17 protein-coding genes are annotated in these 22,739 nt (G+C 44.3%); 13 read left to right on the forward strand and 4 right to left on the reverse strand.

What is annotated here, in order from left to right; genetic code table 11:
* Positions 1 to 253 precede the first annotated feature (253 nt).
* Positions 254 to 1,411 (reverse strand): iron-containing alcohol dehydrogenase, encoded by a 1,158-nt coding sequence (locus VSQ61_RS16485; RefSeq protein ID WP_334345486.1) that lies wholly within the window; start codon positions 1,409 to 1,411, stop codon positions 254 to 256.
* A gap of 13 nt (positions 1,412 to 1,424) precedes the next feature.
* Positions 1,425 to 3,416 carry a BglG family transcription antiterminator gene (locus VSQ61_RS16490; protein WP_334345487.1) on the reverse strand — a complete coding sequence of 664 codons (1,992 nt, stop codon included), beginning with the start codon at positions 3,414 to 3,416 and terminating at the stop codon, positions 1,425 to 1,427.
* 208 nt (positions 3,417 to 3,624) lie between these two features.
* Between VSQ61_RS16490 and VSQ61_RS16495 the strand changes: the two genes are divergently transcribed.
* The 11 genes from VSQ61_RS16495 (at position 3,625) to VSQ61_RS16545 (ending at position 19,015) form a co-directional block, all read left to right on the forward strand.
* Positions 3,625 to 4,077, forward strand: coding sequence for a PTS sugar transporter subunit IIA (locus tag VSQ61_RS16495; RefSeq protein ID WP_334345488.1), 453 nt, complete (start codon positions 3,625 to 3,627; stop codon positions 4,075 to 4,077).
* Positions 4,078 to 4,117: 40 nt separating this feature from the next.
* On the forward strand, positions 4,118 to 4,474 hold the full coding sequence (locus tag VSQ61_RS16500) for a PTS sugar transporter subunit IIB (protein WP_334345489.1): 357 nt from the start codon (positions 4,118 to 4,120) through the stop codon (positions 4,472 to 4,474).
* 18 nt (positions 4,475 to 4,492) lie between these two features.
* Positions 4,493 to 5,896 (forward strand): PTS galactitol transporter subunit IIC, encoded by a 1,404-nt coding sequence (locus VSQ61_RS16505; RefSeq protein WP_334345490.1) that lies wholly within the window; start codon positions 4,493 to 4,495, stop codon positions 5,894 to 5,896.
* Entirely contained in the window at positions 5,893 to 6,963 is a 1,071-nt protein-coding gene (locus VSQ61_RS16510; protein WP_334345491.1) for a 2-hydroxyacid dehydrogenase, read from the forward strand. Before VSQ61_RS16505 ends, VSQ61_RS16510 begins: the two co-directional genes overlap by 4 nt.
* 30 nt (positions 6,964 to 6,993) lie before the next feature.
* On the forward strand, positions 6,994 to 7,650 hold the full coding sequence (locus VSQ61_RS16515; RefSeq protein ID WP_334345492.1) for an L-fuculose-phosphate aldolase: 657 nt from the start codon (positions 6,994 to 6,996) through the stop codon (positions 7,648 to 7,650).
* Positions 7,647 to 8,669, forward strand: a complete 1,023-nt coding sequence (locus VSQ61_RS16520; RefSeq protein WP_334345493.1) for an alcohol dehydrogenase catalytic domain-containing protein — start codon at positions 7,647 to 7,649, stop codon at positions 8,667 to 8,669. The genes VSQ61_RS16515 and VSQ61_RS16520 overlap by 4 nt, the downstream gene beginning before the upstream one ends.
* 279 nt (positions 8,670 to 8,948) lie before the next feature.
* Complete coding sequence (locus VSQ61_RS16525) at positions 8,949 to 10,088, forward strand: C39 family peptidase (protein ID WP_334345494.1); 1,140 nt, start codon at positions 8,949 to 8,951, stop codon at positions 10,086 to 10,088.
* Entirely contained in the window at positions 10,081 to 10,863 is a 783-nt protein-coding gene (locus VSQ61_RS16530; RefSeq protein WP_334345495.1) for a hypothetical protein, read from the forward strand. Before VSQ61_RS16525 ends, VSQ61_RS16530 begins: the two co-directional genes overlap by 8 nt.
* A gap of 216 nt (positions 10,864 to 11,079) precedes the next feature.
* Positions 11,080 to 16,443 (forward strand): fibronectin type III domain-containing protein, encoded by a 5,364-nt coding sequence (locus tag VSQ61_RS16535; RefSeq protein ID WP_334345496.1) that lies wholly within the window; start codon positions 11,080 to 11,082, stop codon positions 16,441 to 16,443.
* Between the two features lie 66 nt (positions 16,444 to 16,509).
* On the forward strand, positions 16,510 to 17,838 hold the full coding sequence (locus tag VSQ61_RS16540; protein WP_334345497.1) for a hypothetical protein: 1,329 nt from the start codon (positions 16,510 to 16,512) through the stop codon (positions 17,836 to 17,838).
* A 4-nt stretch (positions 17,839 to 17,842) separates the two neighbouring features.
* Positions 17,843 to 19,015 (forward strand): hypothetical protein, encoded by a 1,173-nt coding sequence (locus VSQ61_RS16545; RefSeq protein ID WP_334345498.1) that lies wholly within the window; start codon positions 17,843 to 17,845, stop codon positions 19,013 to 19,015.
* A 90-nt stretch (positions 19,016 to 19,105) separates the two neighbouring features.
* Here VSQ61_RS16545 and VSQ61_RS16550 read toward each other — a convergent pair whose 3' ends face one another.
* Entirely contained in the window at positions 19,106 to 20,401 is a 1,296-nt protein-coding gene (locus VSQ61_RS16550; RefSeq protein WP_334345499.1) for a class II D-tagatose-bisphosphate aldolase, non-catalytic subunit, read from the reverse strand.
* 27 nt (positions 20,402 to 20,428) lie between these two features.
* Positions 20,429 to 21,571 (reverse strand): N-acetylglucosamine-6-phosphate deacetylase, encoded by a 1,143-nt coding sequence (nagA, locus tag VSQ61_RS16555; protein ID WP_334345500.1) that lies wholly within the window; start codon positions 21,569 to 21,571, stop codon positions 20,429 to 20,431.
* 173 nt (positions 21,572 to 21,744) lie between these two features.
* On the opposite strand from nagA, the gene VSQ61_RS16560 reads away from it, so the two are divergent.
* On the forward strand, positions 21,745 to 22,011 hold the full coding sequence (locus VSQ61_RS16560) for a hypothetical protein (RefSeq protein WP_334345501.1): 267 nt from the start codon (positions 21,745 to 21,747) through the stop codon (positions 22,009 to 22,011).
* 12 nt (positions 22,012 to 22,023) lie between these two features.
* Entirely contained in the window at positions 22,024 to 22,695 is a 672-nt protein-coding gene (locus VSQ61_RS16565) for an HAD family hydrolase (protein WP_334345502.1), read from the forward strand.
* Positions 22,696 to 22,739: the final 44 nt, after the last annotated feature.

Below are 22,739 nucleotides of genomic sequence, written 5' to 3' on the forward strand. Positions count from 1 at the left end.
ACGCAACGGTACTAAAGGGTAAAGTTACTTCGGCACACCTGTAATGAGAGAAACTTTCATTCGAAAGGGCACTCATGAAAGTTCCTCTCGTGTGCCTTTGCGACTTTACCGTCCAGCATAAAATATTTATTAAAACACTTGACATTTCTTAGCTGGACTATTTTAAGTTCCGTAATATCCTATCAATACACCTCTATATAAAACAATTCCCGGCCGCAAATGCATGCGTCTGTAAATTGTTTATGGCATTTAATTAAAAAGCAGCTTTTAAAATCAGAATAATGTCGTTTTTGGCAGGGAATATAGGATTTGTTTCACAACAGGAATCCTTCAATGCTTTATCTGCCAGCAGCTCGAAATCGCATTCTTGAACACCAAGCTCATGGAGAGGTATTTTTGTTCCAATTGCAGCAGAAAGTTCTTCAACGGCTTCAATAAAGGCATTGGAAGCATCTTCGTCGGAAAGAGCTGCGGCAGTATCGGGATGTATCGTGTAGTACATGTGCGCATAACGTTTAGCACTCGCTTTCATATTAAATCTCATGACATGCGGAAGAAGAATTGCATTGCATAATCCATGAGGAAGGTTATAAGTTCCGCCCAATGCATGTGCCGCAGCGTGAACAATGCCAACACCACCATTGCCGAATGCCATGCCAGCCATATATTGCCCATATACCATGTCATCACGTGCTTCCAGGTTGCCTGGCTCCTGAACAGCAGTGGCAAGACTTCGGAAGATATATCGGATTGCTATAAGTGCAAGTTCATTCGTCAATTTAAAGGAAAGATTAGAAACGTAACATTCAATCGCATGAGTGAGGGCATCCATACCAGTTGCGGCTGTTAGCCCTTTGGGAAGGGTAAGCATTAGTTCCGGATCGTCAATAGCGACATTTGCAAGTGCATTTACGCCTTCAAATATAAGCTTTACATTTGTGTCCGTATCCGTAATTAAAAAACAGTTCGTAATTTCACTGGCAGTTCCGGCGGTTGTATTAACAGTAATGACAGGAGCACTTTCGTTTGGAAACTGATTTACTCCCACATACCGGGCAAGCGGGGCGGGATTCGTTGCAAGGATGCCTACCGCTTTTGCACAATCATGGGCAGAACCGCCGCCAAGGCTGATGATACCGCCGCATCCTGTCTGGCAATATAGTTCATAAGCTGCATTTACGCTGGCAAGGGTTGGATTTGGTTCTACACCATCATATAAAACCATGTCAATTTGTTCAATACCGAGCAGCTTACGAATGCGGTTCGGAAGCTCTGTGGCTGCCAGAAATTTATCGGTAACCAGTAAAAAATGATTTGTGTGAAAGCGGGCTGCTTGTTCACCGATATGATTGAGCGCCCCACGACCTAAAAGAGAGACATTGGGTAAGAAAAAGTATGAAGTATTTGGCATTTAAAGATCCTCCTTAACAATATTTAAGTAAAATAGAAATCATTTCTTTCGGAGAAGACGCAGAAAGAAGCTGTTCCCTTAGGGGCTTTTTGCTAAAAAAATTCATCAGAGCAGAAATGGATTGAATTTGAGTTTTAGCATCTGTGATTCCAATCATGATGATTAGCCTGACCGGATCGTTAGCTGGGTGATGAAAGGCTATGGGAGCCGGTGGCTTGTAAATGCTGCAGCAAAATTTATTAACACCATCAGTAGGCGCCGCATGTGCCAAAGCAATGCCGGGGCAGAATACAAAGTAAGGACCGTTTTTTTCTACGGATAGCCGGACAGCCTCCAAATAGCCAGGAAGTATCTCATCTGCATCAAGAAGAGGACCTGCGGCAATTTCAATAGACTTCTGCCAGCTTTCACAGGGTACATTCCAAATGATATGATCCGGGCATAAAAGCTCGGACAAGCGAGAATCCAAATGTTTTGTATTTATTTGATTTTCTGAATTGAGCCGTTTGGTTCGCTGTACCGTAGCAATTGCTCTTTGAATTGAAATGATATCTGCATCAGTTAAGTTCGGAGAAACTGTGATACAATTAACATTTGGCGGCTTTAAAGGAATAGTACTAATGAGTAAATCATAATGCTCCTTTTCTAATATTTCTGAAAGCCTATGTATGGTTGTTACTTCTGAAATGTCAAGATTAAAGGTTTCAGTCAAACGATCCGCAAGGAAGTTGGCTGTTCCTATTCCTGTATGGCAGAGAACAACAGCCCTGGGTTTGCTGATTTTCGGGGTTTGCCGTTCGATTTCTGCCACAACATAAATAAGTATGGAATGGAGCTCTGCGACAGTACAGGTTCTTCCGATACATTTTTCAATAATGCCGATATGCTTTTTGATTGCCTGGCAGCAATCGGGATAATAAGAAATAATATCTTCAGCCATGGATGCATCGATTTCGGGAGACGTGTTTCGGATACTCCAAAGATGCCGAATCAGCATAATAGAAAAATATTCTTCTCTTAGTGTTGGACAATGAAGCTCATTTTCTATTTCTCTTAGAAATTGCTGTATTTCCATATAAAAATACAGATCTACGGAATGCTCAAAATTTTGCAATAAATCAAAATGGCATAGATGAAGATGCCAGGCGAGATATAGAATTTCCTTATCCCCATAGGGAAAAGAAAATATTTTTTGCAGAGCAGCGAGAATAAAGCGTGCTATATTACCTGCTGATACATGGTATAGCTTGGTATCCAGGTGGAGTGAGTCCTCAATCATTTGATTTTGTGTAAGCCGTTTGCATAAAATGGATGCGGTAAATACTGCCTGTTTGTAAATAGCATCAGTGACAGTAATTCCATATATACGTTCAGCATTTTGAATAATCTGACATATATGCGGAAGGAGTTCTGAGAGATGCAGAATATTTTCAAATAAAAAATGCGAAGTTCCCATTTCATTTCCCAATATATTCCATCCCCGCAAATAAGGAAAACAGGTAGTGCAAATGATTTCCTGACGCTGTGATTCTGTGATATCCAGGTTGTAACCGCGATTGGTACTTGGGTTGAAGAAAATATGAAACTGTTCAAAATACAGCCTTACTTTTTCCATATCATTTAGTAATGTTGCACGGCTGACATATAGAGTTTTACACAGTTCCATAACAGTTACCGGAACCGTAGTGTCTAAAAGGATCAGAACAATAGCCAAAATGCGGTCATCCGGTGACAAGTGATATTCATAGAAGTCACTTTCGCCTATTCGAGACAGAATTTGATTTGTTTGCTCGGGAGTTCCGGCATAAGTAATTCCGGCAGTTGTATGTTTAATAACATTTGAGATTCCCATTTCAAAGAGATATTCTTCAAAAAACTGGCAATAGTTTCGTATGGAACGAGTACTTACACCCAAAGCTTTTGATAAGTCCTGATAGCTTCGGCAATGTTCCCTTTGCCGGATTAATTCATGAAAAAAATCCCGTTGTTTTTTATTGATGCCCATAATGCCTGCCCCTTTCAGGAAACCCAAAACCTTAAGAAATATTGTCACGCTATATTGTAATATAACAAATGAATTCAGAGAAGTCTAAGGTACTTCCTGGAAATTGAACAAAATTAGACGTTTTTTATAAAAATATTTGTGCTATAATCACAACCATCATAAAGAGTAAATGCCAAGTTGTTTAATGTTGGCGAAAAGGAGGAACGGTGTGATACAAAAGGATTTGATTTTTGCAAGTATGAATGCCGAAACAAAAGAGGAAATCATTTCTTTGCTTGCAGATAAGCTTCTGGGTATGGGAAAAGTAAAGGATACCTATAAGGATGCGGTTCTTGAAAGAGAGAAAAGTTATCCCACAGGGCTTTCCCTTGGGAAATATTGTATAGCCATGCCGCATACTTTTGCAGAGCATGTAATTGAGCCTGCCATTGCAGTGGCGAAGCTGGAAAAGCCGGTTACATTTTTGGAAATGGCTTCAACAGATTCCAGGCTCTCCGTATCTTTGATATTGATGATGGCTATTTCGAATCCCCAGGAACAATTGGTATTGCTTAGAAAGATTTTGCGTTTGTTTTCAGAGAAAGAGGTTATCGATACATTAATGCAAAGTAAAACGGCTGAGGAAATGTACAAAACACTGCGCTATATTGATGAACCGTAAATATTGGCATACGCAAAAAATAATGTAAGGAGGGAAATGAATGCTGTTTAAGAAGAAAAACAAAAAATCTGACAACGCTGTTCCGCTGAGGGGAGAGGGAAAGACGGTTAGGGTTTTATCGGTGTGTGGGTCGGGTACTGTCAGTTCCACAATGATTGCAGTAAAAATGCAGGAAAAATTTGAAGAATTGGGCTACGGATTCCAAGCGACGGAGGTAAATCCGGGAGGAGTTAAGACTGCGCTGATGTCAGGTGATTATGATTTTATTGCTTATACCAGTCCGGTGGAGGAAGAAGTTAATATTCCGAAAATCAATGCGGTAAATTTTATGACCGGATTTGCAGAGGAAGAGTTTATGGAAGAGGCGTTGCATGTTTTGGATGAATTGGGAAAATAGGAGAAGGAGGAAAAAAATATGTTAGTTACCTTGTCAGAAATATTTGATACATTTGGGGCATCGGTATCAGTACCGGTAATTATCTTTATTATTGCAGTGGCTATGCGTGCAAAACCAAGTAAGGCATTTCGTTCGGCGTTACTGGCAGGTGTTGCTTTGACTGGTTTTAGCTTGATGATCAATGCATATATGCCAACAATCAGCGGCATTGTTGATAAAATGGTAAATAATACGGGCATCAATCTGCCGGTACTTGATGTGGGATGGCAGGCATGTGCACTGGTAGCTTATTCAACAAAGATTGGCATGGCGTTTTTAGTAATTGCGATTATATTGCAGTTGATATTATTTGCGGTTAAATGGACGGATATTTTCATGCCGTCAGATTTGTGGAACACATATTCTTTCATGCTCTGGGGGTCAACTTTATATCTGGCAACAGGAAAAGCATGGCTCTCTATGGGATTGATGGTTCTTATGAATCTGTATGTATTGCTGTTTGCAGAGATTTTGGCCCCTTGTTTTTCAACGTATTACAATTATCCCGGATGTGCTTTGACGGCTCCGCACCATGCGGAGGGTGTTCCGTTTTATGTGTTGGTTAACTTTATAATGAATAAGCTGGGATTGCATAAAGTGAATATTAATCTTACAAATGTGCAGAAAAAGCTTGGTCTTTTTGGAGAACCTATGGTATTAGGCCTGATTGTAGGATTGATTCTTGGATTTGCAGGAAATATTCAAGATCTGGGAACTCTGGCCGCATGGGGGGAGATTGCTGCGGCAGCAATTAGTACTGCTGCAGTTATGGCCATTTTCCCGAAGATTGCATCTTTGTTTGCGGCGGCATTTACATTATTAACAGAATCTACAAAAGGTGCGGCTAAGAAACATGGAAAAGGAAGAGAATGGTATTTGGCGGTTAATGACGCAACCGGCTATGGTGAGCCGGCGACGATTATGGTAGGAACCTTGATGATTCCCATTATGCTGATTCTTGCCTTTACCCTGCCTGGAAATCGTGCACTAATTATGGTGGATTTGATTGCTATGCCTTACTGCATGATTCCGATGATTAGTATTTCAAAGGGAAATATGCTGAAAACTTTAATTGGAACGATCCTCTATTTTTCGCTTGCCCTGTATGTGTGGGGATGGATGGCGGAACTTTATACCGGAGTTGCGGTACAGGTTGGATTTGAGCTAACCGGCTCTGCAATGCTGATTACGTGTACTTGTTTTATGCCCTTTCTGGCATTACTGTTTGCGGCGTTCCTGTCTCAGAATCCGCTTTGGATTGGCTTGACAATTATTGCTTATATTGTTCTCTATGTATTTTTCAAAAAGAATAAAGAGGCTGTTATCCGTTACATGCTTACTTGCAATGATGCGGAAGAAGCTGATGGGGTGAATGCAGGATGATGGAGAATGCAAAGAACCAAATCCGTCGTATTCTGGTAGTCGGAGATGCCTACGTGTCTCCGGCTGCTTTAACAGAAGCGGCACATACACTGCCTTTTGAAAATGTAGAAGTCCATAGCCTGATGTGGGGCAGCGGAAATAAAGAGGAGTTTTCAGAAATGCAAACCAGGCTTGAACAGCTTGGTCCGGAGGGAGCAGCCTATCCCAAGGAGCTGGATAATCTTATTGAAAGCGCTGATATGCTGTTGATTCATTTTTGCCCTCTTCCGGAAGCGCTGCTGGAAAGAGCAAAAGCACTTAAGCTTGTAGGAATCTGCCGGGGAGGGGCAGAAAATGTAGCGGTATCTGCTCTTACGAAACGGGGAATTCCGCTGGTACATATTATCCGAAATGCAGAAGCGGTAGCAGAATTTACATTGGGAATGATGCTGGCTGAAACCAGAAATATTGCACGCAGTCATCATAAAATCCGTATGGGGGAATGGACAACAGACTTTTGCAATACGGAATTTACATCAACCCTAAGCAATATGACGGTTGGAATTGTAGGATTGGGGAATATTGGGGCTCTTCTTGCAAAAAAGCTTCATGCCCTTAATGTAAAGGTGCTCGGCTATGATGGATTTCTTCCTGGGGCTGTTGTGAAGACAATGCCGGTAGAACCGGTGGAAGCTCTGGAAGATATATTCCAACGTGCGGATATCATTTCAATTCATTTACGCTTAACAGCTGAGAATAGAGGAATGATTGGCCGGGAGCTGCTTTCTCAAATGAAAGAAACTTCTTATCTTATTAATGCATCTCGAGCAGGGTTGATTGACGAAGATGCGCTGCTGAATGCATTACAATTACACAAAATTGCAGGAGCAGCGTTGGATGTATTTGAGGAAGAACCGCTTGAAGCAGGGCATCCCTTGACAAAAATGGAGAATGTGACACTGACGCCGCATATTGCGGGAGATACCGTAGATTCGATTGCACGCTCTCCGTTCCAGTTGGTAAATGTAATTCGAGATTATCTTGAAAACGGAAATGAAAAGCATCTTTGCAATAGGTTAAAGAATTAAAGAAAATCATATGTACAGGAGGCAGGCATCATGTTAATGGAACAAGAAAGAACAGAAATTGTAGAATATTTAAAGATGCTCATTACACATGGGTTAACAAAAGGAACCGGCGGAAATATCAGTGTATATAGTCCGGAGCTGAAGCTTATGGCAATCAGCCCAAGCGGCATGGATTACTTTAAATTAATGCCAGAGGATATTGTGATTATGGATCCGGAAGGAAATGTTGTGGACGGGAAAAGAAAGCCGTCCAGTGAATATGAAATGCACGGTATTTTCTACAGAGAAAGAACAGATATTTTATCTGTAGTACATGCTCATAGCCCTTATGCAAGTATTCTTGCATGCTTGAATTGGGGAATTGAACCTTGCTCATATTTAATTGGCTCTGCGGGGAGGAATGTTCGTTGTACAAAGTATGAGACATTTGGAACGGAAGAACTGGCCCAAAGCGCCCTGGAAGGAATGAAAGATCGCTATGCGGTGCTGTTGGGGAATCATGGATTGCTTGCAGGGGGCCTTGATTTGCCTACTGCCTTTGACACGGCGGAAGAGATTGAGTTTTGTGCTGAGATTTATTATAAATGCAAGGCAGTGGGAGAGCCTGTATTGCTCAATAAAGAGCAGATGGATGTGATTATTGAAAAGTTTGCAGCCTATGGGGTTCAGCCGGAGGCAGAGGAATGAAAAAGGTCGTGTTTTATAATCCGAAAGATATTCGGGTTGAGGAATCTCCGATTCCTGTTCCGGGGTATGGAGAAATTGTTGTCCGCAATAAGGTGGCCCTTACATGCGGTACAGATGTAAAAACTTATATGAGAGGATACCCTGGAGATATTCCGCCGTATGGATTTGGCCATGAAGCTTCGGGTATTGTGCATGCCGTCGGGAAGGGTGTGACAAGGGTAAAGGTTGGGGACAGAGTTGTATGCCATAATTCCGCACCCTGTCAGAAATGCTTTTACTGCAAAAAAGGGCTCCATTCTATGTGTGATGATATTCTTTGGAATATGGGAGCTTTTTCCCAATACCAGGTAATTCCACAGAGAATCGTGGAACAGAATACATTTATTCTTCCCCAGGGGATGTCTCATGAGACTGCCGCATTGATGGAACCCTTGTCTTGCGTAACCTATGGGGTGGAAAGCGCAGGTGTAAAGCTTGGCGATACGGTTGTTGTAAATGGTGCCGGCCCTATTGGGCTGATGTATGTAGCGCTGCTTGTAAAAAAGGGCGCATATGTAATTGCAACAGATCTGTCAGATGTGCGTTTGGAGACAGCAAAGAAGTTGGGAGCGGCCAAGGCTGTAAATGCATCCGGCAAAGATACCGTAGAATTAGTGAAAGCATTGACGCCTGAGGGGAGAGGCTGTGATATTGCCATTGAAGCTGCCGGGTATCCGGAGGTTTGGGAAAAAAATATTCGAATGGCAAGGAAAGGAGGAATCGTACTTTTATTTGGAGGAACAAAGGCCGGTACAAAGCTGGAAGCTGATGCGAATTTAGTACATTATTCGCAGCTGACGCTCATGGGGCTGTATCATACGATTCCCCAATATACGATGGCTGCTTTTGAAATGTTGAAAAATGGTGTAATAAAGGCAGAAGATTTTATTTCGAAGAGTTATATGTTAGAACAGATTGAGGAAGCGATTCTGGAGCATTCTAAGGGGCGGTGCATTAAAAATAAAATTATTTTGGATTGATGCATAAGAGGGTGTTTTTGGGCTGTAAATTGGTTATAGTCTTGAAACATCCTCTTTTAAATAGGTTTAAAGGATTAGCATGATATTTTTTGAATTTTAAAAATTTTTTGATATAATGTAAGAAATTACTCTAATTTTCCTAAGAAAAACTAAAGAAATATTCATGCCCTGTCTGCAATAATAAGGATAAGGGAGATTTAAGCTGTAACAGTTCGACTTTTGATGCGGAACAGTAAAGGGGAACTGTTACATCCAAATCTTATATGGGGGAAATTGTCAATGAGACAGGATGACAGAAGAAGCCGAAGTGATTCCGGAAGGCCTATCGATCAAAGAATAGGAGAAAGCCGTCAGGGGCAGCAGAGCCGCAGCAGACAAAGGTATTCTTATGAATCGCCGGGGCGCAGAGCAAATCAACAAAGCAGAAGTGCGCAGAGAACGCCGGTTCGCAGGCCGGCTGGTACAGGAGGAACAACAGAACAGCCGGTTCGCAGGCAGCCTCATCCAAGGGGAGCCGCCAGAGACTGGCCGGACAGACTGGAGGTAGAACGTCGGGAACGGGAAAAAAAAGAACAGGAGCGAAAAAGACAGCTTAAGCTTCAAAAAAAGCGAAGAGCCAAAATCCGCAGAAGAGTGCTGCTATGTACAACCGCACTCCTTGGCGTTGCCCTGTTTCTGGCAGTGAGATTGATGAAGAACTGGAATGTGCAGCCAGAGGAAAAGGAAGAAAAGGCAGAAGAGACAGAACAGATAGATATTGAGGAGCTGGCTGCCGAGGAAGAATATCCCGAGAGTCTGCTGATGCTTTTGGAAAAGAATCCGGAAACAAAGGACTTTGTATTAAATTATCCGAAAAACAAGGACAAGCATGTGGATATTGATATTTCCAAAGAGGTAAAGCAGGGAGAAGTTCCTCTGTTTCTTCAGTGGGATGAACGCTGGGGCTATGAAATCTACGGTGATGATTTCCTTGCACTGACTGGCTGCGGACCCACCTGTCTGTCTATGGTATACTGCAGCTTAAGCGGCAACAGCACATGGAATCCTTACAAAACCGCCCGCATGGCAGAGAACAGCGGCTACTATGTATCCGGAGCAGGATCTTCCTGGGATCTGATGACCGAGGGAGCTTCACGGTTGGGTTTAACGGCGGAAGCAATGATTTTTGATGAAGAGCATATCAGAGCAGCTCTGGAAGCAGGTACTCCCGTAATCTGTGTTGTAGGTCCCGGGGACTTTACGAATAGCGGACATTTTTTGGTACTTACAGGAGTAGATGAGGAAGGGAAAATTACTCTAAATGATCCAAACAGCAAGATCCGAAGCAAAGAATCCTGGGATATCAATCAACTTATGAGCCAGATTAAGAATTTGTGGGCCTACAGCTATAACGGTGCAGAAGGGACTTCGGATGAATAAAAAGAAAAAAGCAGGGAAAATATCCGGAATAATTCTGATTTTGCTTTTGAACTTTGCGGCATATCGGCTGATAACCCGCAGCAATATGCCTGACAGGGAATGCCCGACGGCGGAGAATGAGGATTGCAGGATTTATTATCTGCTGAACCTGGATGGCATGAAAGGCCTTGGCCATGGAGCTCTGATGCTGGTGGATGAAGATGGGGAAGGGCGTATATTCAGCTATAATGGCATGCAGTATAATCTGCTTCAATGCCTCCTTGGGAAAAAGGGCGTTGGAAAGATGAAAGAGTTTATTCTGGATAAGGACTGCGTGAAAGAGCTGCTGGATACAGGCAATCTTACGGCAGGGGAATATGAAGAATGCAGCAATTTTGACAGGGCCCTCTGGCGGGGAATTACAGGAGAACAGTATGAACAGGTAGTACAAGCTGCAGAGCTCTATGTAGAAGCAGAAGATGAGTATGCGAGATTATGCAGAGAGATGTACCAGAATTCCGGAGAAAAGGAAGAAGAAATTCAGCAGCAGGTGGATGAGTTTCTGGCCAGGGCGGATATTCCTCTTTACCAGATTTATACGCACAATTGCGATACGGCTGCCCGAGAGCTGATTGGAGAGATAGATGAGGAAGTAGAAGCCTATAATCAGTCTGAGGAAAAGCTTACTCCTAACGGAAACTATAGAAATATGTGCAATAAGCTTGGAAGCACTTGGGGGATCCGGCACTTGGGAGAGGACACCATAAAAGAAATTATATTGAATTATTTAATGTAGGAAGCAGTTGTCATAAACAAAATAGGACAACTGCTTCTTTTAGCATTTTTATAGGCAGCGGCAGAAACACGACAGCTTTTCATAGGTTACATAAATTGTCGAAAATAGTTGCATTTTGCGGGTGTTCATAATAAAATAGTGTCATATCACCCAAAAATGCAGCAGATTCGACATCTATCTGCCGTTTGGAAAAATGCATAAAAGAGAGAGGAAATTATGAGAAAGAAGATATCAAGAGTTTTTGCAGGAATTTTGGCTGCCATACTGATGGTTTCTTCCGGAAACAGTACTGTGTTGGCAGGAATGAATCAGAGTTATGGAAAAACAATGGTGATCACCACAGAGCCTCAGGAAACAACCACAGAGGCTCCGGAAAATGACAATGGTTCAGGGGAAGAGACTTTGCCGCAGGATTCTCAAACATCAGAGAATAATGAGTCTGTCGAACCAAATGGAAACCTGGATAGTGAGACGGAACCGAAAAGTACGGAATCAACGGAAAATGACCCCCAGCAGGGAGACTTGAAAATAATAGATCCGAAAGATGAGACAACATCCACCGTACAGGGAAATCCTGTGAAGGGCTCTGTGGAGATTCAGATCTTTTCGGGGATTGAGGTGTCTAAGGAGCAGCAATTTGATGTAACGCTCACAGGAGAGAGCAGCGGTTCAGTCTCGAAAAAGGTGACGCTTCCTGTCCGGCAGCAGGGAGACGAGACAGCGCCAAAGGCATCGGTGCGTTTTCCGGAGCTTAATGAGGAGGCATACCATCTGAAGATATCAGGTCAAGGCTACATTACCTATGAACAGAAAGTTGATGTAAACAAGCTGGGGTATCGGGTTCAGGTTTATACAGGAAGCATCCCTCAGATGGATGAGGGGAAGAACCATCCTGGCTTAATTGTTTATGGAGATGTGGATAATAACCAGGTCCTTGATGACAAGGATGGAGAGATGATAGTAAATGCCATTGAAAGCGGTGAGTCGAATGAGAGCTGCGATCTCAATGGTGACGGTATAGTGGATCTGCTGGATCTTGATTATTTTACCACAATGGAGGGAAGCAAGAATCAGGAGTCTTCTCTGGAAAAACTGATTCCGGAGGAGACTGCGGCTCCAAGTATGGCGGAGGGGACGGTTGTTCAGAATGGCAGTTTGACAGATCTTTTAAAAGGCGATAGCGGAAATGTGACACTTGCGTCGAAAGGGGGAGGAACCATATCCGAAGAAAACCCAGTAGTGGTAGACTTTGATTTCACTGCCTCAGAGCAAGTGTATCTTGACGGCGTTGTAATTGCATCCCCCAGAAACAGTGAAAATGGAATTGAGGCAGGCCAGCTTCTGATCCGCTATGAAAAAGACGGAGTGGAGAAGTATGAGTTTGCGGACTTTTTGGCTCCGGCTGATCTGCGGCTCTTAAGCGCTCCAAACTATGAAAAAAGTCAAAGTATCAGTGTGAAATGGGATGAAAACGGAGCATTGTGTATCGATCTGGGCAGCCAGATCGCTATTAAGCATGTAACTTTAAAGATCACAAAAACAGCCAAATCTACAAATCTGGCCGAGATCTCCCGGGTAGAATTTTTAAACGATATGGAAAGCCGAATTCCGGAACCTTCCGCAGATATTCCGGTTGGACTGAAAGCAGTACCGGGAAATAAGTCTTTTACCATAAGTTGGAATCCGACAAGAAATGTGACAGGCTATGAGGTGTTTATCACCAGCGGAGGAAAGACAGATTATAAGAAAACTGCGGCAACTCAGCTAACCATCGCTCAGTTTGCAAAGGACAAGCTGGTGAATGGAACAGAGTACACGGTAAAGGTACGTTCTACAAACGGAGAATGGAAGAGTGCCTATAGTACAGAAGAAAAAGTAGTGCCCAAAGCCAGCTCCAAGCCTCCGGCACCTGACAATCTGTCGGTAAAGGGCGGCTATCGAAGCATCGATGTGCGCTGGAAAAAGGCGGAGGATGCAGACAGCTACAATGTATACTGGAAAGAGGACGGAGCAGCTTCGTTCCAGAAAATTGCAGGAATTGAGGGACTGTACTATCAGATTAATGATTTGAAAGACAATACAAAATATATTGTGTATGTGACGGCGACTAATGAGCTGGGAGAGGGAGCGAAGTCAAAGGATGCTTCGGATAAAACCTTAAGCGGCCTGATTGATGCAAAGCTTCCGGCTTACCGTTTGATTAATACTTCCAATGGAAACGGCGTGCTGAGCAGCCATATTACCACAGCCACCATAGGAGGCGGTGCCTATATGGTGGACAGCGGTCTGGATATGGAGAAGAACAGTGCACTGGGTCTTTTTGACAACAACTATGCTTCCTATGTCTATCGGGAGGACTGGGATTATGGCGGTGCCTATCCAAGTGCGGATAAGGGTGTTATCACAGAATTGGATAAAGTGTACGAGCTCGGAATGATAGCCTTTGCGGAACCTTTGGACCTGGGGCTCTATTCCTATTTTACCGTTCAGTACTGGGATGAGAACGGTGCAAAGCAGACAGTAAAAAACGCTTCTCTGGTAAAGAAAAGAAGCAATAACAGAGATTATTATCTGCTTAAGTTCAAGGAGCCGGTCCGCACTTCAAAGATACAGCTTGGCATTGGAAGATATAATGGCGGTCTTCGGAAAGTTACCATATCGGAAATCCGCTTTTATGAATATGACAGCATTGAGCAGGATATTATGAACCTTTATGGAGACGATCTTCATATTTCCCTTCGGGAGAATGTGACAGCCAATACCATTGAGGAGCTTCAGAAGCGTCTGGATACCAATGATCCGGTAAGCAGCGAGTATCATCCGGAGCGGGAGGCGCTGCAAAAGGAATTGGATACGGCTAAGGAGCTTTTGGAGACAGGAGGCCTTGGCGGGGTTCTACAGGTGAACCCGGATATTACCTCCAAAAAAGATGCAGGGATTTCGGTTGGCGGCTTAAATGCATGGCAGCCTCTTGGAGTTACAGCGGCAGCTGATGATAAGATAGTAGTCTATGTGGGCCATTCGGGAAAGAAAGAGGGGGCCGGAACGGATTTGAGTCTGGTATTTACCCAGCAGCATGCGGAATCCGGCAGCCTTAGCAGCTCTATAAGCCTGAAAATCGGAAGGAATGAAATCACAGTTCCCAAGATTTGCTCTACAGAAAAGGAAAGAGGCGGAGCACTCTATATTCAGTATACAGGAAACAATGAAGCAGATGCCTATGCAGTTCGTGTCAGCGGCGGAAGCAGCTATCCTGTGCTTCGCCTGTATGGTACCTCAGAGGAAGAACGGTCCCAGAGGATTCAGGCATATGTAGCTGAGCTAAGAACATACGTATCAAGCTTGAGTAAAAAGCATCAGGAGCATCACGACAGTTCTGAGAATGAAAATGTGAATTATAGCTATAATGAGAAAGAATGTATTTTGAATCTTACGGATATTCAGTTGGATCAAATGATGTTTTCCCTTCCGGCAAGCCAGGTTCTGGCAGGCTTGGGATCGAATCCGGAGGAGCAGCTTTTAAGCACTGCGGAGGCTATGGAGGGAATGATGACGCTGTTCTATCAGCATAAGGGTTTGACAAATTCCTTTGCAGAGGGAACGAGCAGCAGTATCATAGCCAAAAATCATCTGCCTTATCAATATCTGAACATTCGTTACATGCAGATGTTTGCAGGAGCATTCATGTATGCGGCCGGAAATCACATCGGTATTGAGTGGAATGAGACATCCGGCATGATGGGGGGAGTTCCGGTGGTATCGGACGAGAGCGGAAGATACCAGAGCGGCAGGTATTATGGCTGGGGAATTGCCCATGAGATTGGCCATGAGATCAATCAGGGAGCCTATGCCCATGCAGAAGTGACCAATAATTATTTTTCCGTATTGGCTCAGTCCAGGGATACCAACAACACGGTCCGTTTCCAGTATCCGGAGGTATTTAAGAAGGTGACATCCGGTACAGAGGGCTATGCAAGCAATGTATTTACGCAGCTTGGCATGTACTGGCAGCTTCATCTGGCCTATGATCGGGACTATAATTATAAGACCTATGATACCTATCAGGAAACTTTTGAACATCTTTTCTTTGCAAGAGTAGACAGCTATGCCAGAGATGTCAGCCGGGCACCTAAGCCGGGCGGAGTGGCCCTTTCTCTGGACGGGGGAAGAGATCAGAACCTGATGCGTCTGGCAAGTGCGGCGGCAGAAAAAGATCTAAGTGAATTTTTCATCCGCTGGGGCATGAAGCCGGATACGGCGACTTTGGCTTATATGAAGCAGTTTGAGCCTGAGAAACGTGCTATTTACTATGTGGATGATGCGGCTCGGGTCTATGAGATGGAGCATGGAACGGGTGAAACCTTTGAAGGAAAGCAGATAGTGACAGCCAGGGCTTCGGCAAATAACAGCCAGGTGACCCTGACTATGACCTGCACAGGAAATTCGGAATTGCTTCAGGGTTATGAGATTGTCCGTGTATTTGTAGAGGAAGGACAAGAGCGCAGGGAAACAGCCGGATTTACACAGACAGGTACATTTACGGATCAGGCAGCTTTTGCGGCAAATCATGTGATTCGCTATGAGGTCACAGCCATTGATAAATATATGAATCGTTCTCAGACCTGTGAGGCAGGCTCCGTAAAGATAAAGGGTGACGGTCTGCAGGATAAGAGTGGATGGACGGTTTCTACCAATATGACATCTGCAGAGGATACCAAGCCTAACGGTACAGAGCAAAGTCCCTGTGAAAGTGAGATTCTATCAACAGCAACAAAAGTGATTGACAGCAATAAAACAACAGTCTTTACCGGAAAAACAGAGTCAGAGGATCCCTATATTCTTCTGGAGCTGAATCGGATCACGGAGGTATCTGCTCTTGAATACATTTCGTCAGGAAGCGGTCAGGCGGTAGGAGAGTATAAGATTGAGGTCAGCCAGGATGGTCAGGTATACCGGGAGGTTCGGACGGGGACCTTTAAGCTTTCGGACGGACAGGAGACAGTATATTTTACCAACGGTGAGGACAACTGGGTCTGCACTTACGATGCGGCCTATGTGAGACTGACTGCTACAGGGCAGAAAGGCAAGAACCTTTCTATTGCAGAACTTAACCTGTACGGCCCGTCAGGAGATAATGTGGAGTTCCTGTCGGCTCAGGGGGGCCAGAAGGCTATGGGTATTCTGAGCAACGATTATTCTTACGGTCAAAATGAGAAAATTGCCAAAGGCTCTATTGTGTTCACGGGAACCTATAAGGGAAATCCGGCCTATAATGTAGTAGTCCTTTATGATGAAAACGGAAACATTGTAGGCGGTACGGACGCAGACGGAACGCTTACGGCGCATCAGGTTATTTTGGCAGAGGATCCGAAGGATGCCCTGCTGGGCGAAACTTCCGAGGGAACTTGGATCTATTGGATTACGCCCTCCGGAAATGACACTCTTCCCAAAAAGGTGCGGGCAGAGTTGTATCGGGTGGATAATGCTTTGACCAATGAAGGCCAGCGCCTGGTCAGCGACACGGAATTTGTAACAGTACCTCAGACACTTTCGGAGATTACTCTGGGCAGCAGAAATTAGTGTATGACAGGACACAGAAGAATGGAAACACGGCAACAGAGAGACTGAATATAAGGAGAAAAAGAAATGACAAAAAAACTCATTCTCTGGCTGGGAATTTCCCTTGTCTGTTTCACGGCTTTTGTGCTGTCGGTTCGGGCTGCGGAAAAGGAAACCGTTTCCCTGACGAATGTAGACGGGAAAGTGGAAGCAACCCTGGAACTGCCGGGAGAGGCAGCGGAGGAAATCGTAGCCCTGCAGCTCAGCTTTCAGATAGAGACAGGGGAGGGAACCATAAAAAAGGAGGATATTTCCTTTGATTTTGATGCCGGATTTTCGGGAGCAACAGTACAGAAGTACAATTATCAGGAGGACACAGGAATCCTGAGTATCTATATTTCCGGAAAAAAGGATCTGTATTCCGGAAAAGGACTGAATCAAGCTCAAAATCCTGAGATTCCTTTAGGAAAGGTAGTTGTAAATTCAGATAAGACTGCATCGGTAAAGGTGGTAAAGAACAGCTTTAAAACGGTTAATAAAGCCCATGGAATGTATGAGGGCGAGGTTAATACAGGAGATGGAGGACAGACGATAAATAACGGTAATACGGGTGGGGATGCGGACAATAATAATTCAGGAGTTGGCGGAGAAACAGGCACCCCCGGCTCATCCAATGAGAATTTTAACCCGGGTGATGGAAGCAGCAATGAAAATGGCGCCTTTGGAAGTGGAAGCTCCGTCAAGGACAGCAATAGCGTACAGTCAACAGATAAGACAGCAGGGAATGCTGGAGTTGTCGGAATTTCAAAGAAAGTTTTAAATGCAGACTGGACTGAAGGGGTCGATAGGATTGATGTAGAATCGGATTCAGATAATTTCATAGACAGCGAACAGGAGGAAGATGAATCTTGGTTTTCAGAGGATCTTCTTTGGGAGGAAGGCGCAAAGCTTTGGAAAGAAAAGACCGGAGCTGTGGATATGGATGTGTGGACAAAGCTCTTTTTTGGCCTTTTCGCAGTGTCAGCATCCGTTGCCTCAGCTATAGGAATCAGCTTGGCAGTAAAAGCATCCGGAAAACGGAAAAAGCGGAGGAGACGGCGCATACAGGCAGCTTCCCATATGGCACGTTCGACAGCAGGAACAGGGAGAAGATCAGTCTCTCTTCATGAAGAACAGCGGTCTTCTCAGAAAGGGAGGTCAACCTCACAGGCTGATAAAGTCCGCAGAAAAAGATCTGCAGCACAGATGGAGAAAACTTCTGGGAACTACGGACAGTCAAAAAGGCATGTACAGAAGGTGCAGACTAAGAAGGGGGCAGCAAAGAGGCATGCGCAGAAAAAGCACACCTATCCGGATCAGCCTGTATGGAAAGACAATAACAAACCCTATGTAAGAAAAAGGAGAAAAATAAGCTAAGATCATGAAAGAATTAAAAAAGCTTTGGATTGCGGCAACCTGCGGATTGCTGCTTCTGTCAGGATGTAAAAAAGAACAGGAGGTTCAGGTTCCGGAACAGGAGCAGTCAGAGAAGGTGAATGATACAGAGGATGAAATTTGGGCTCCGGAGATTGGAGATATGGACCGGGAATTGACAAATGAAGAGCTTCGGGAGTTTACTGGATGGATTAATCAGGGAAGTAATTATGGCAATTATGGTTTTCTACTCTCCGAGTATACCAGACCAGAAGATGTGGATCTGAATCAGGCGCTCTATACAGGAGCAGGTATTGACACAACGCCTCTAAGCCCGGAGGAAGAGACAGCATATCTGGAAATCACCGGAGAGGAAGAGATCTATACAGATTGCACCAGAATGACTACTGATGAAATTAACGGGGTTCTGGAAGAAAAGCTGGGACTCAGCCTGAATGAAATGACGCAGAAGCTTACATGGGTGTATCTGCCGGATACAGATGCATGGGTATGGCAGCATGGAGATACAAATTATATAAATTTTACCTGCGTCAGCGGAAGACAGACAGGCGAATATACCTTTGAACTGAGCTGTGTGCCGGGGGATGAGAATTATATGCCCTATCCGTCCAGCAGGCTGACTTTAAAAAAGCATGGAGATGGCTATCAATTTGTGTCCAATATCTATACGGTGGGCGTGGAGTATTCCAAGGATATCTGGAGAATAGAGGAACAGAGCTTTAATGTGGATCTGGGCGCTCCCTGGGGTGATGTGCTTTTCGTGTCCTACGCACCGGATAAAAGCGCTTATGGAAATCAAGACGTAACCTTTAGTATCATAAAGCCCAGTGACGGAGTGGAGCTTTTTGCGCTTCCGGCTGTGGAGGAAGAGAATTATCGGAGAAATGAGCAGTTTAACCAGCTCCTGGCTGTTAGCTTCAAAGACTATAATCAGGATGGAGCCTTGGATATTATCATCATTGCAGAGTATGAGCGGAATGTATATTCTGAGGAAGAAGGCAATATACACCAGGAGGTGCGCCTTTACCGAAGCCGCCCGGAGAAAGGGGACTTTATATTGGATATGGATCGAATGGATTATCTGAATATAAACGGTCTTAACCATACGATAGAAGAGATTATGGAGCATGTGAGTGAGGCCGGTTCCCCGGAAGAGTAAAGGGCATCTAAATAAGAATCAAATAAGGCTCTGCCGTAATTAGTTTCCGGCTAATTGCGGCAGAGCCTTATTTGTTACATGGGGCTGCAGCTATACAGATACCGCATATTCATAGTCTAACATAAAATTGGTCACGCCATCCAGAGCAAGCTCCTTGGGGTCCAGAGGAATGATGCCGTCTCGAACCTTTGCATAAGTAACAGGCATATATTGATGCAGCATATTCATAGGAATCGGATATTCCTTTAGATTGGCAAATAGCCTGTCAATTGCCTCTGTTACTTCGGGCTGTCCAATATAATAACGGGCACGATCAGAAAAGCTGTATTTTCTTGCCAGGGCAAGCTGCCTGTCATCACCATGGTAATGCTTCTGCCAATTGCCGGGCTGTGCCAGCATAACCTGTTCTAATGTCTCAATGAAATTAGCGCGCTTTTCATCTGGCACAAGCTCCTTTTCCATGAAGCTTAAGGCAAACAAAGCTTCCCGAAGGCCATAAGTCAGGGCAGGCCCTACCTTTAGAATGGCAATACCATCCTGAACCATGTTTTTCAGGCATTCCGCACTCTGGTAATCAGTAGAATGTCCCTCAAAGCACACTTCCGGATATGATTCCAATGCTGCACAAAGATTTGCTGCAGCCTCATGCTCATACAGAAACACTTGATCGTCTCCAAACTCAACACCAGGCTGAACAACAACAGCAACCACATCTTTCCAGCCTTCTCCTACACCGGATTCCTCAAAGATGCGCCGATAGACAGCAACGGTATCCTGGAAAGCGGCAGGACTGGTAACGGCCAGACTATCCTCCGCTTCCTGCGCTCCGCCTGGAATAGGAACCTCGCTTCCAATGATAAATACAGGACGCATAACATCAGGTTTCTCGGCTTTCAATTCCTCATATCCCTTCATGGCAGCTTTATAAAGCTCTGCGCCCCGACGGGCAATGATTTCTGTGGATAAAAGCCCCTCTGGATCATCTGCAACTTTCATGCTGGTGTCTAAATGGATTTTGGTAAATCCGGCTCTGGCATATTGGTATACGAGCTCTGCCGATTTTTCCATGGCTTCCTTTTCGGCAAGATTCTGCCAGGTCAGAGGTCCCAGATGATCGCCTCCCAGAATAATCAAGCTTTCCGGGATACCGATTTCCTGTGCCATTTTCTGTATCATATTATAGAAATCCTTGGGGAGCATTCCGGTGTAGCCGCCGTATTGATTGACCTGATTGGCAGTTGCCTCAATCAGTACGGGCGTATTCAAAAGCTTTGCACGTTTTAGAATAATCTCTAATACCAACGGGTTAGCAGTACAATAGGAGGGAATGCCGCACTTCTTTCCCTGTCTGCGCTGTTCCATCATTTCTTGAATTGGATGTTTCATTTTATCTTTCTCCTTTTCTGTGTATTATTAGGACAACTGTGGTTTACCCATACAGTAGGTCTGATGCACCTGATAATCCTGTTCCAGAACAACCAAGTCTGCATCCATGCCGACACCGATGCAGCCCTTGCGATCATCCACGCCAATGCAGCGTGCCGGATTGAGGGTGCAGGAATTAATAGCATAATGGAAAGGAACCAGAGCTTCTTCCACTAAGATTCGAAGTCCTTCGTTCAGCTTCAGGGTAGAACCTGCAAGAGTCTTAGAAGGAACCAGATGTGCACTTCCGTCCGGATAGATTTCAATTTCATTTCCGCCGAAAAGGTAATGAGTGCCTGCAGGTGAGCCTTTTGCCATAAGAGCATCGGATATCATAATACAATAATCAGGTTCTTTGGACATAAAGTAATTATTCAGAGCGGCAACTGTAGAATGATTGCCGTCACAGATAACTTCGCCGTACATAGTGCGGATACGGTAGGCGGCGCCGACCAGTCCGTTGGCACGGTGAGTGAAGGGGGTCATGCCATTGTATACATGGGTCATGGAACGTGCCCCATGGGCATAGGCCATAACTGCTTGCTCATAGGTGGCGGCAGAATGCCCGATACTCACAGTTACGCCGTGGGTGGCCAGATAATGAGTCAGGGCAAAGTCTTCATCTGTTTCCGTAGCCATGGTGACATAGCGGATTTTGCCTTTGGCCGCTTCCTGATAGCGTTTGAATTGCTCTACATTGGGCTTTACAATGTACTGCTCAGGCTGTGCGCCCTTGTACGCCATGTCCAGATAGGGCCCTTCAAAATGAATACCAAGGATCTCAGCGCCTTCATAGCCATCTTCCATGACCTTGGCTACATTGGCAACTGCATTCGTTAATACTTCTTCGCTCTGAGTGATGGTAGTTGGCAGAAATCCAGTGACACCTTCGTCCACTATATGCTTTGTCCAGTTTCTTAAACCATCTTCATTGGCATCGTTGGTATCGAAACCGTAGGCGCCATGACAGTGGATATCCAGAAAGCCGGGGACGATCCGCAGATCTTGATAATCTACATCAGCCGGCATACTTCCATAGGGAATAATATCAGCAATTTTTCCGTCCCTGATGTTAAGCATAGCAGCTATAAACTGATCTGCAATCCATATTTTTTTACTTTGAATCAGCATGCAAAATCCTCCTGTTTAAATAGATTAATTTCATTATAGCACGAATCAAGAAATTAGGTTGTATTTTTTAAGCGAATGATTATCAGTTTTAGCGGTTGTATTGTTTTTTTGAAATCCCTTACATATAATCAAGGCATATTATTGCAGGAATAAAACAATCAAGGACTATAGATATGAATATTTTTGACATTTCCCCTGAGAAGATGAAGGAGACCTCATCTGTATTTACCCTTACTGACATTAATCAGCAGCCTTCTGCATGGAAAAAAACCTGTGAGCAGGCTGCCGCCTGTAAAGAAGAGATGCAGGAGCTTACAGCAGGCAGAGCAGAAACCATGTATGATTCTCCTTTTGGCTTTCGGCAGATGAAATTCCTCTTTCGCTGCTTGCAAATCATTGATGGTTTTGATAGACTAAGAAAACAAATGAAGCGATTATGAGGAGGATATGAAATGGCAGCTGCACATGCAAGAGCAGTACTTTTTGATTTTAATGGTACTTTGTTTTTTGATACCCCCTTTCATGAAGAAGCGTGGAGACAGATCTACAGGGAGCTTCATGGAGAAGAGGGAGAGGTTCCGGGAGATTCCTTTTTTCGAGGACCTCGCAATGATACATTGATTCAGGCCATAGCCCCGGAGATGACAGAGGAAGAGAGAACAGCATGCTCTATCCGTAAGGAGGCAGTTTACCGCAGCATTTGCAGAAGCCATCCGGAACAGGTTCACCTGGTAGACGGAGCAGAGGAATTGTTTGCGGCTTTGACGGAACAAGAAATTCCTTTTACATTGGCTACAGCATCTATTCCAGACAACATAGACTTTTATTTTCGTGAGTTTCCCTTGGGAAAATGGATAAACAGGAAGCTCTGTGTCTGTGATGACGGAAATTATGCGAATAAGGGAGAAATGCATCTGGAGGCAGCTCGAAGAATTGGCGTTCCGCTTTCGGAGTGTTTGGTAATAGAGGATAGTATAAAAGCGATTGATTATGCAAAGAAAAATGGTGCCGGGATCATTGTTGGGATTGGAGCAAAGTATACGCATCCCAATTTGCGCCAAGCAGGAGCAGATTACTGTATCTGCGATTTTAATGAATTTGATCTTAGATGGGTAAGTAATTAGAATCTGGAAAGGATGGCCATAGACTGTATATAGTATGTCTTGCG

Source organism: Candidatus Merdisoma sp. JLR.KK006, from assembly GCF_036941035.1.
In the GTDB taxonomy this organism is placed as follows: domain Bacteria; phylum Bacillota; class Clostridia; order Lachnospirales; family Lachnospiraceae; genus Laedolimicola.

Bases quoted from the DNA above. Each gene is read 5' to 3' on its own strand.
- VSQ61_RS16485 (WP_334345486.1), bottom strand. From the start codon at position 1,411: ATGCCAAATACTTCATACTTTTTCTTACCCAATGTCTCTCTTTTAGGT.
- VSQ61_RS16490 (WP_334345487.1), bottom strand. From the start codon at position 3,416: ATGGGCATCAATAAAAAACAACGGGATTTTTTTCATGAATTAATCCGG.
- VSQ61_RS16500 (WP_334345489.1), top strand. From the start codon at position 4,118: ATGCTGTTTAAGAAGAAAAACAAAAAATCTGACAACGCTGTTCCGCTG.
- VSQ61_RS16505 (WP_334345490.1), top strand. From the start codon at position 4,493: ATGTTAGTTACCTTGTCAGAAATATTTGATACATTTGGGGCATCGGTA.
- VSQ61_RS16510 (WP_334345491.1), top strand. From the start codon at position 5,893: ATGATGGAGAATGCAAAGAACCAAATCCGTCGTATTCTGGTAGTCGGA.
- VSQ61_RS16515 (WP_334345492.1), top strand. From the start codon at position 6,994: ATGTTAATGGAACAAGAAAGAACAGAAATTGTAGAATATTTAAAGATG.
- VSQ61_RS16520 (WP_334345493.1), top strand. From the start codon at position 7,647: ATGAAAAAGGTCGTGTTTTATAATCCGAAAGATATTCGGGTTGAGGAA.
- VSQ61_RS16525 (WP_334345494.1), top strand. From the start codon at position 8,949: ATGAGACAGGATGACAGAAGAAGCCGAAGTGATTCCGGAAGGCCTATC.
- VSQ61_RS16530 (WP_334345495.1), top strand. From the start codon at position 10,081: ATGAATAAAAAGAAAAAAGCAGGGAAAATATCCGGAATAATTCTGATT.
- VSQ61_RS16535 (WP_334345496.1), top strand. From the start codon at position 11,080: ATGAGAAAGAAGATATCAAGAGTTTTTGCAGGAATTTTGGCTGCCATA.
- VSQ61_RS16540 (WP_334345497.1), top strand. From the start codon at position 16,510: ATGACAAAAAAACTCATTCTCTGGCTGGGAATTTCCCTTGTCTGTTTC.
- VSQ61_RS16545 (WP_334345498.1), top strand. From the start codon at position 17,843: ATGAAAGAATTAAAAAAGCTTTGGATTGCGGCAACCTGCGGATTGCTG.
- VSQ61_RS16550 (WP_334345499.1), bottom strand. From the start codon at position 20,401: ATGAAACATCCAATTCAAGAAATGATGGAACAGCGCAGACAGGGAAAG.
- nagA (WP_334345500.1), bottom strand. From the start codon at position 21,571: ATGCTGATTCAAAGTAAAAAAATATGGATTGCAGATCAGTTTATAGCT.
- VSQ61_RS16560 (WP_334345501.1), top strand. From the start codon at position 21,745: ATGAATATTTTTGACATTTCCCCTGAGAAGATGAAGGAGACCTCATCT.
- VSQ61_RS16565 (WP_334345502.1), top strand. From the start codon at position 22,024: ATGGCAGCTGCACATGCAAGAGCAGTACTTTTTGATTTTAATGGTACT.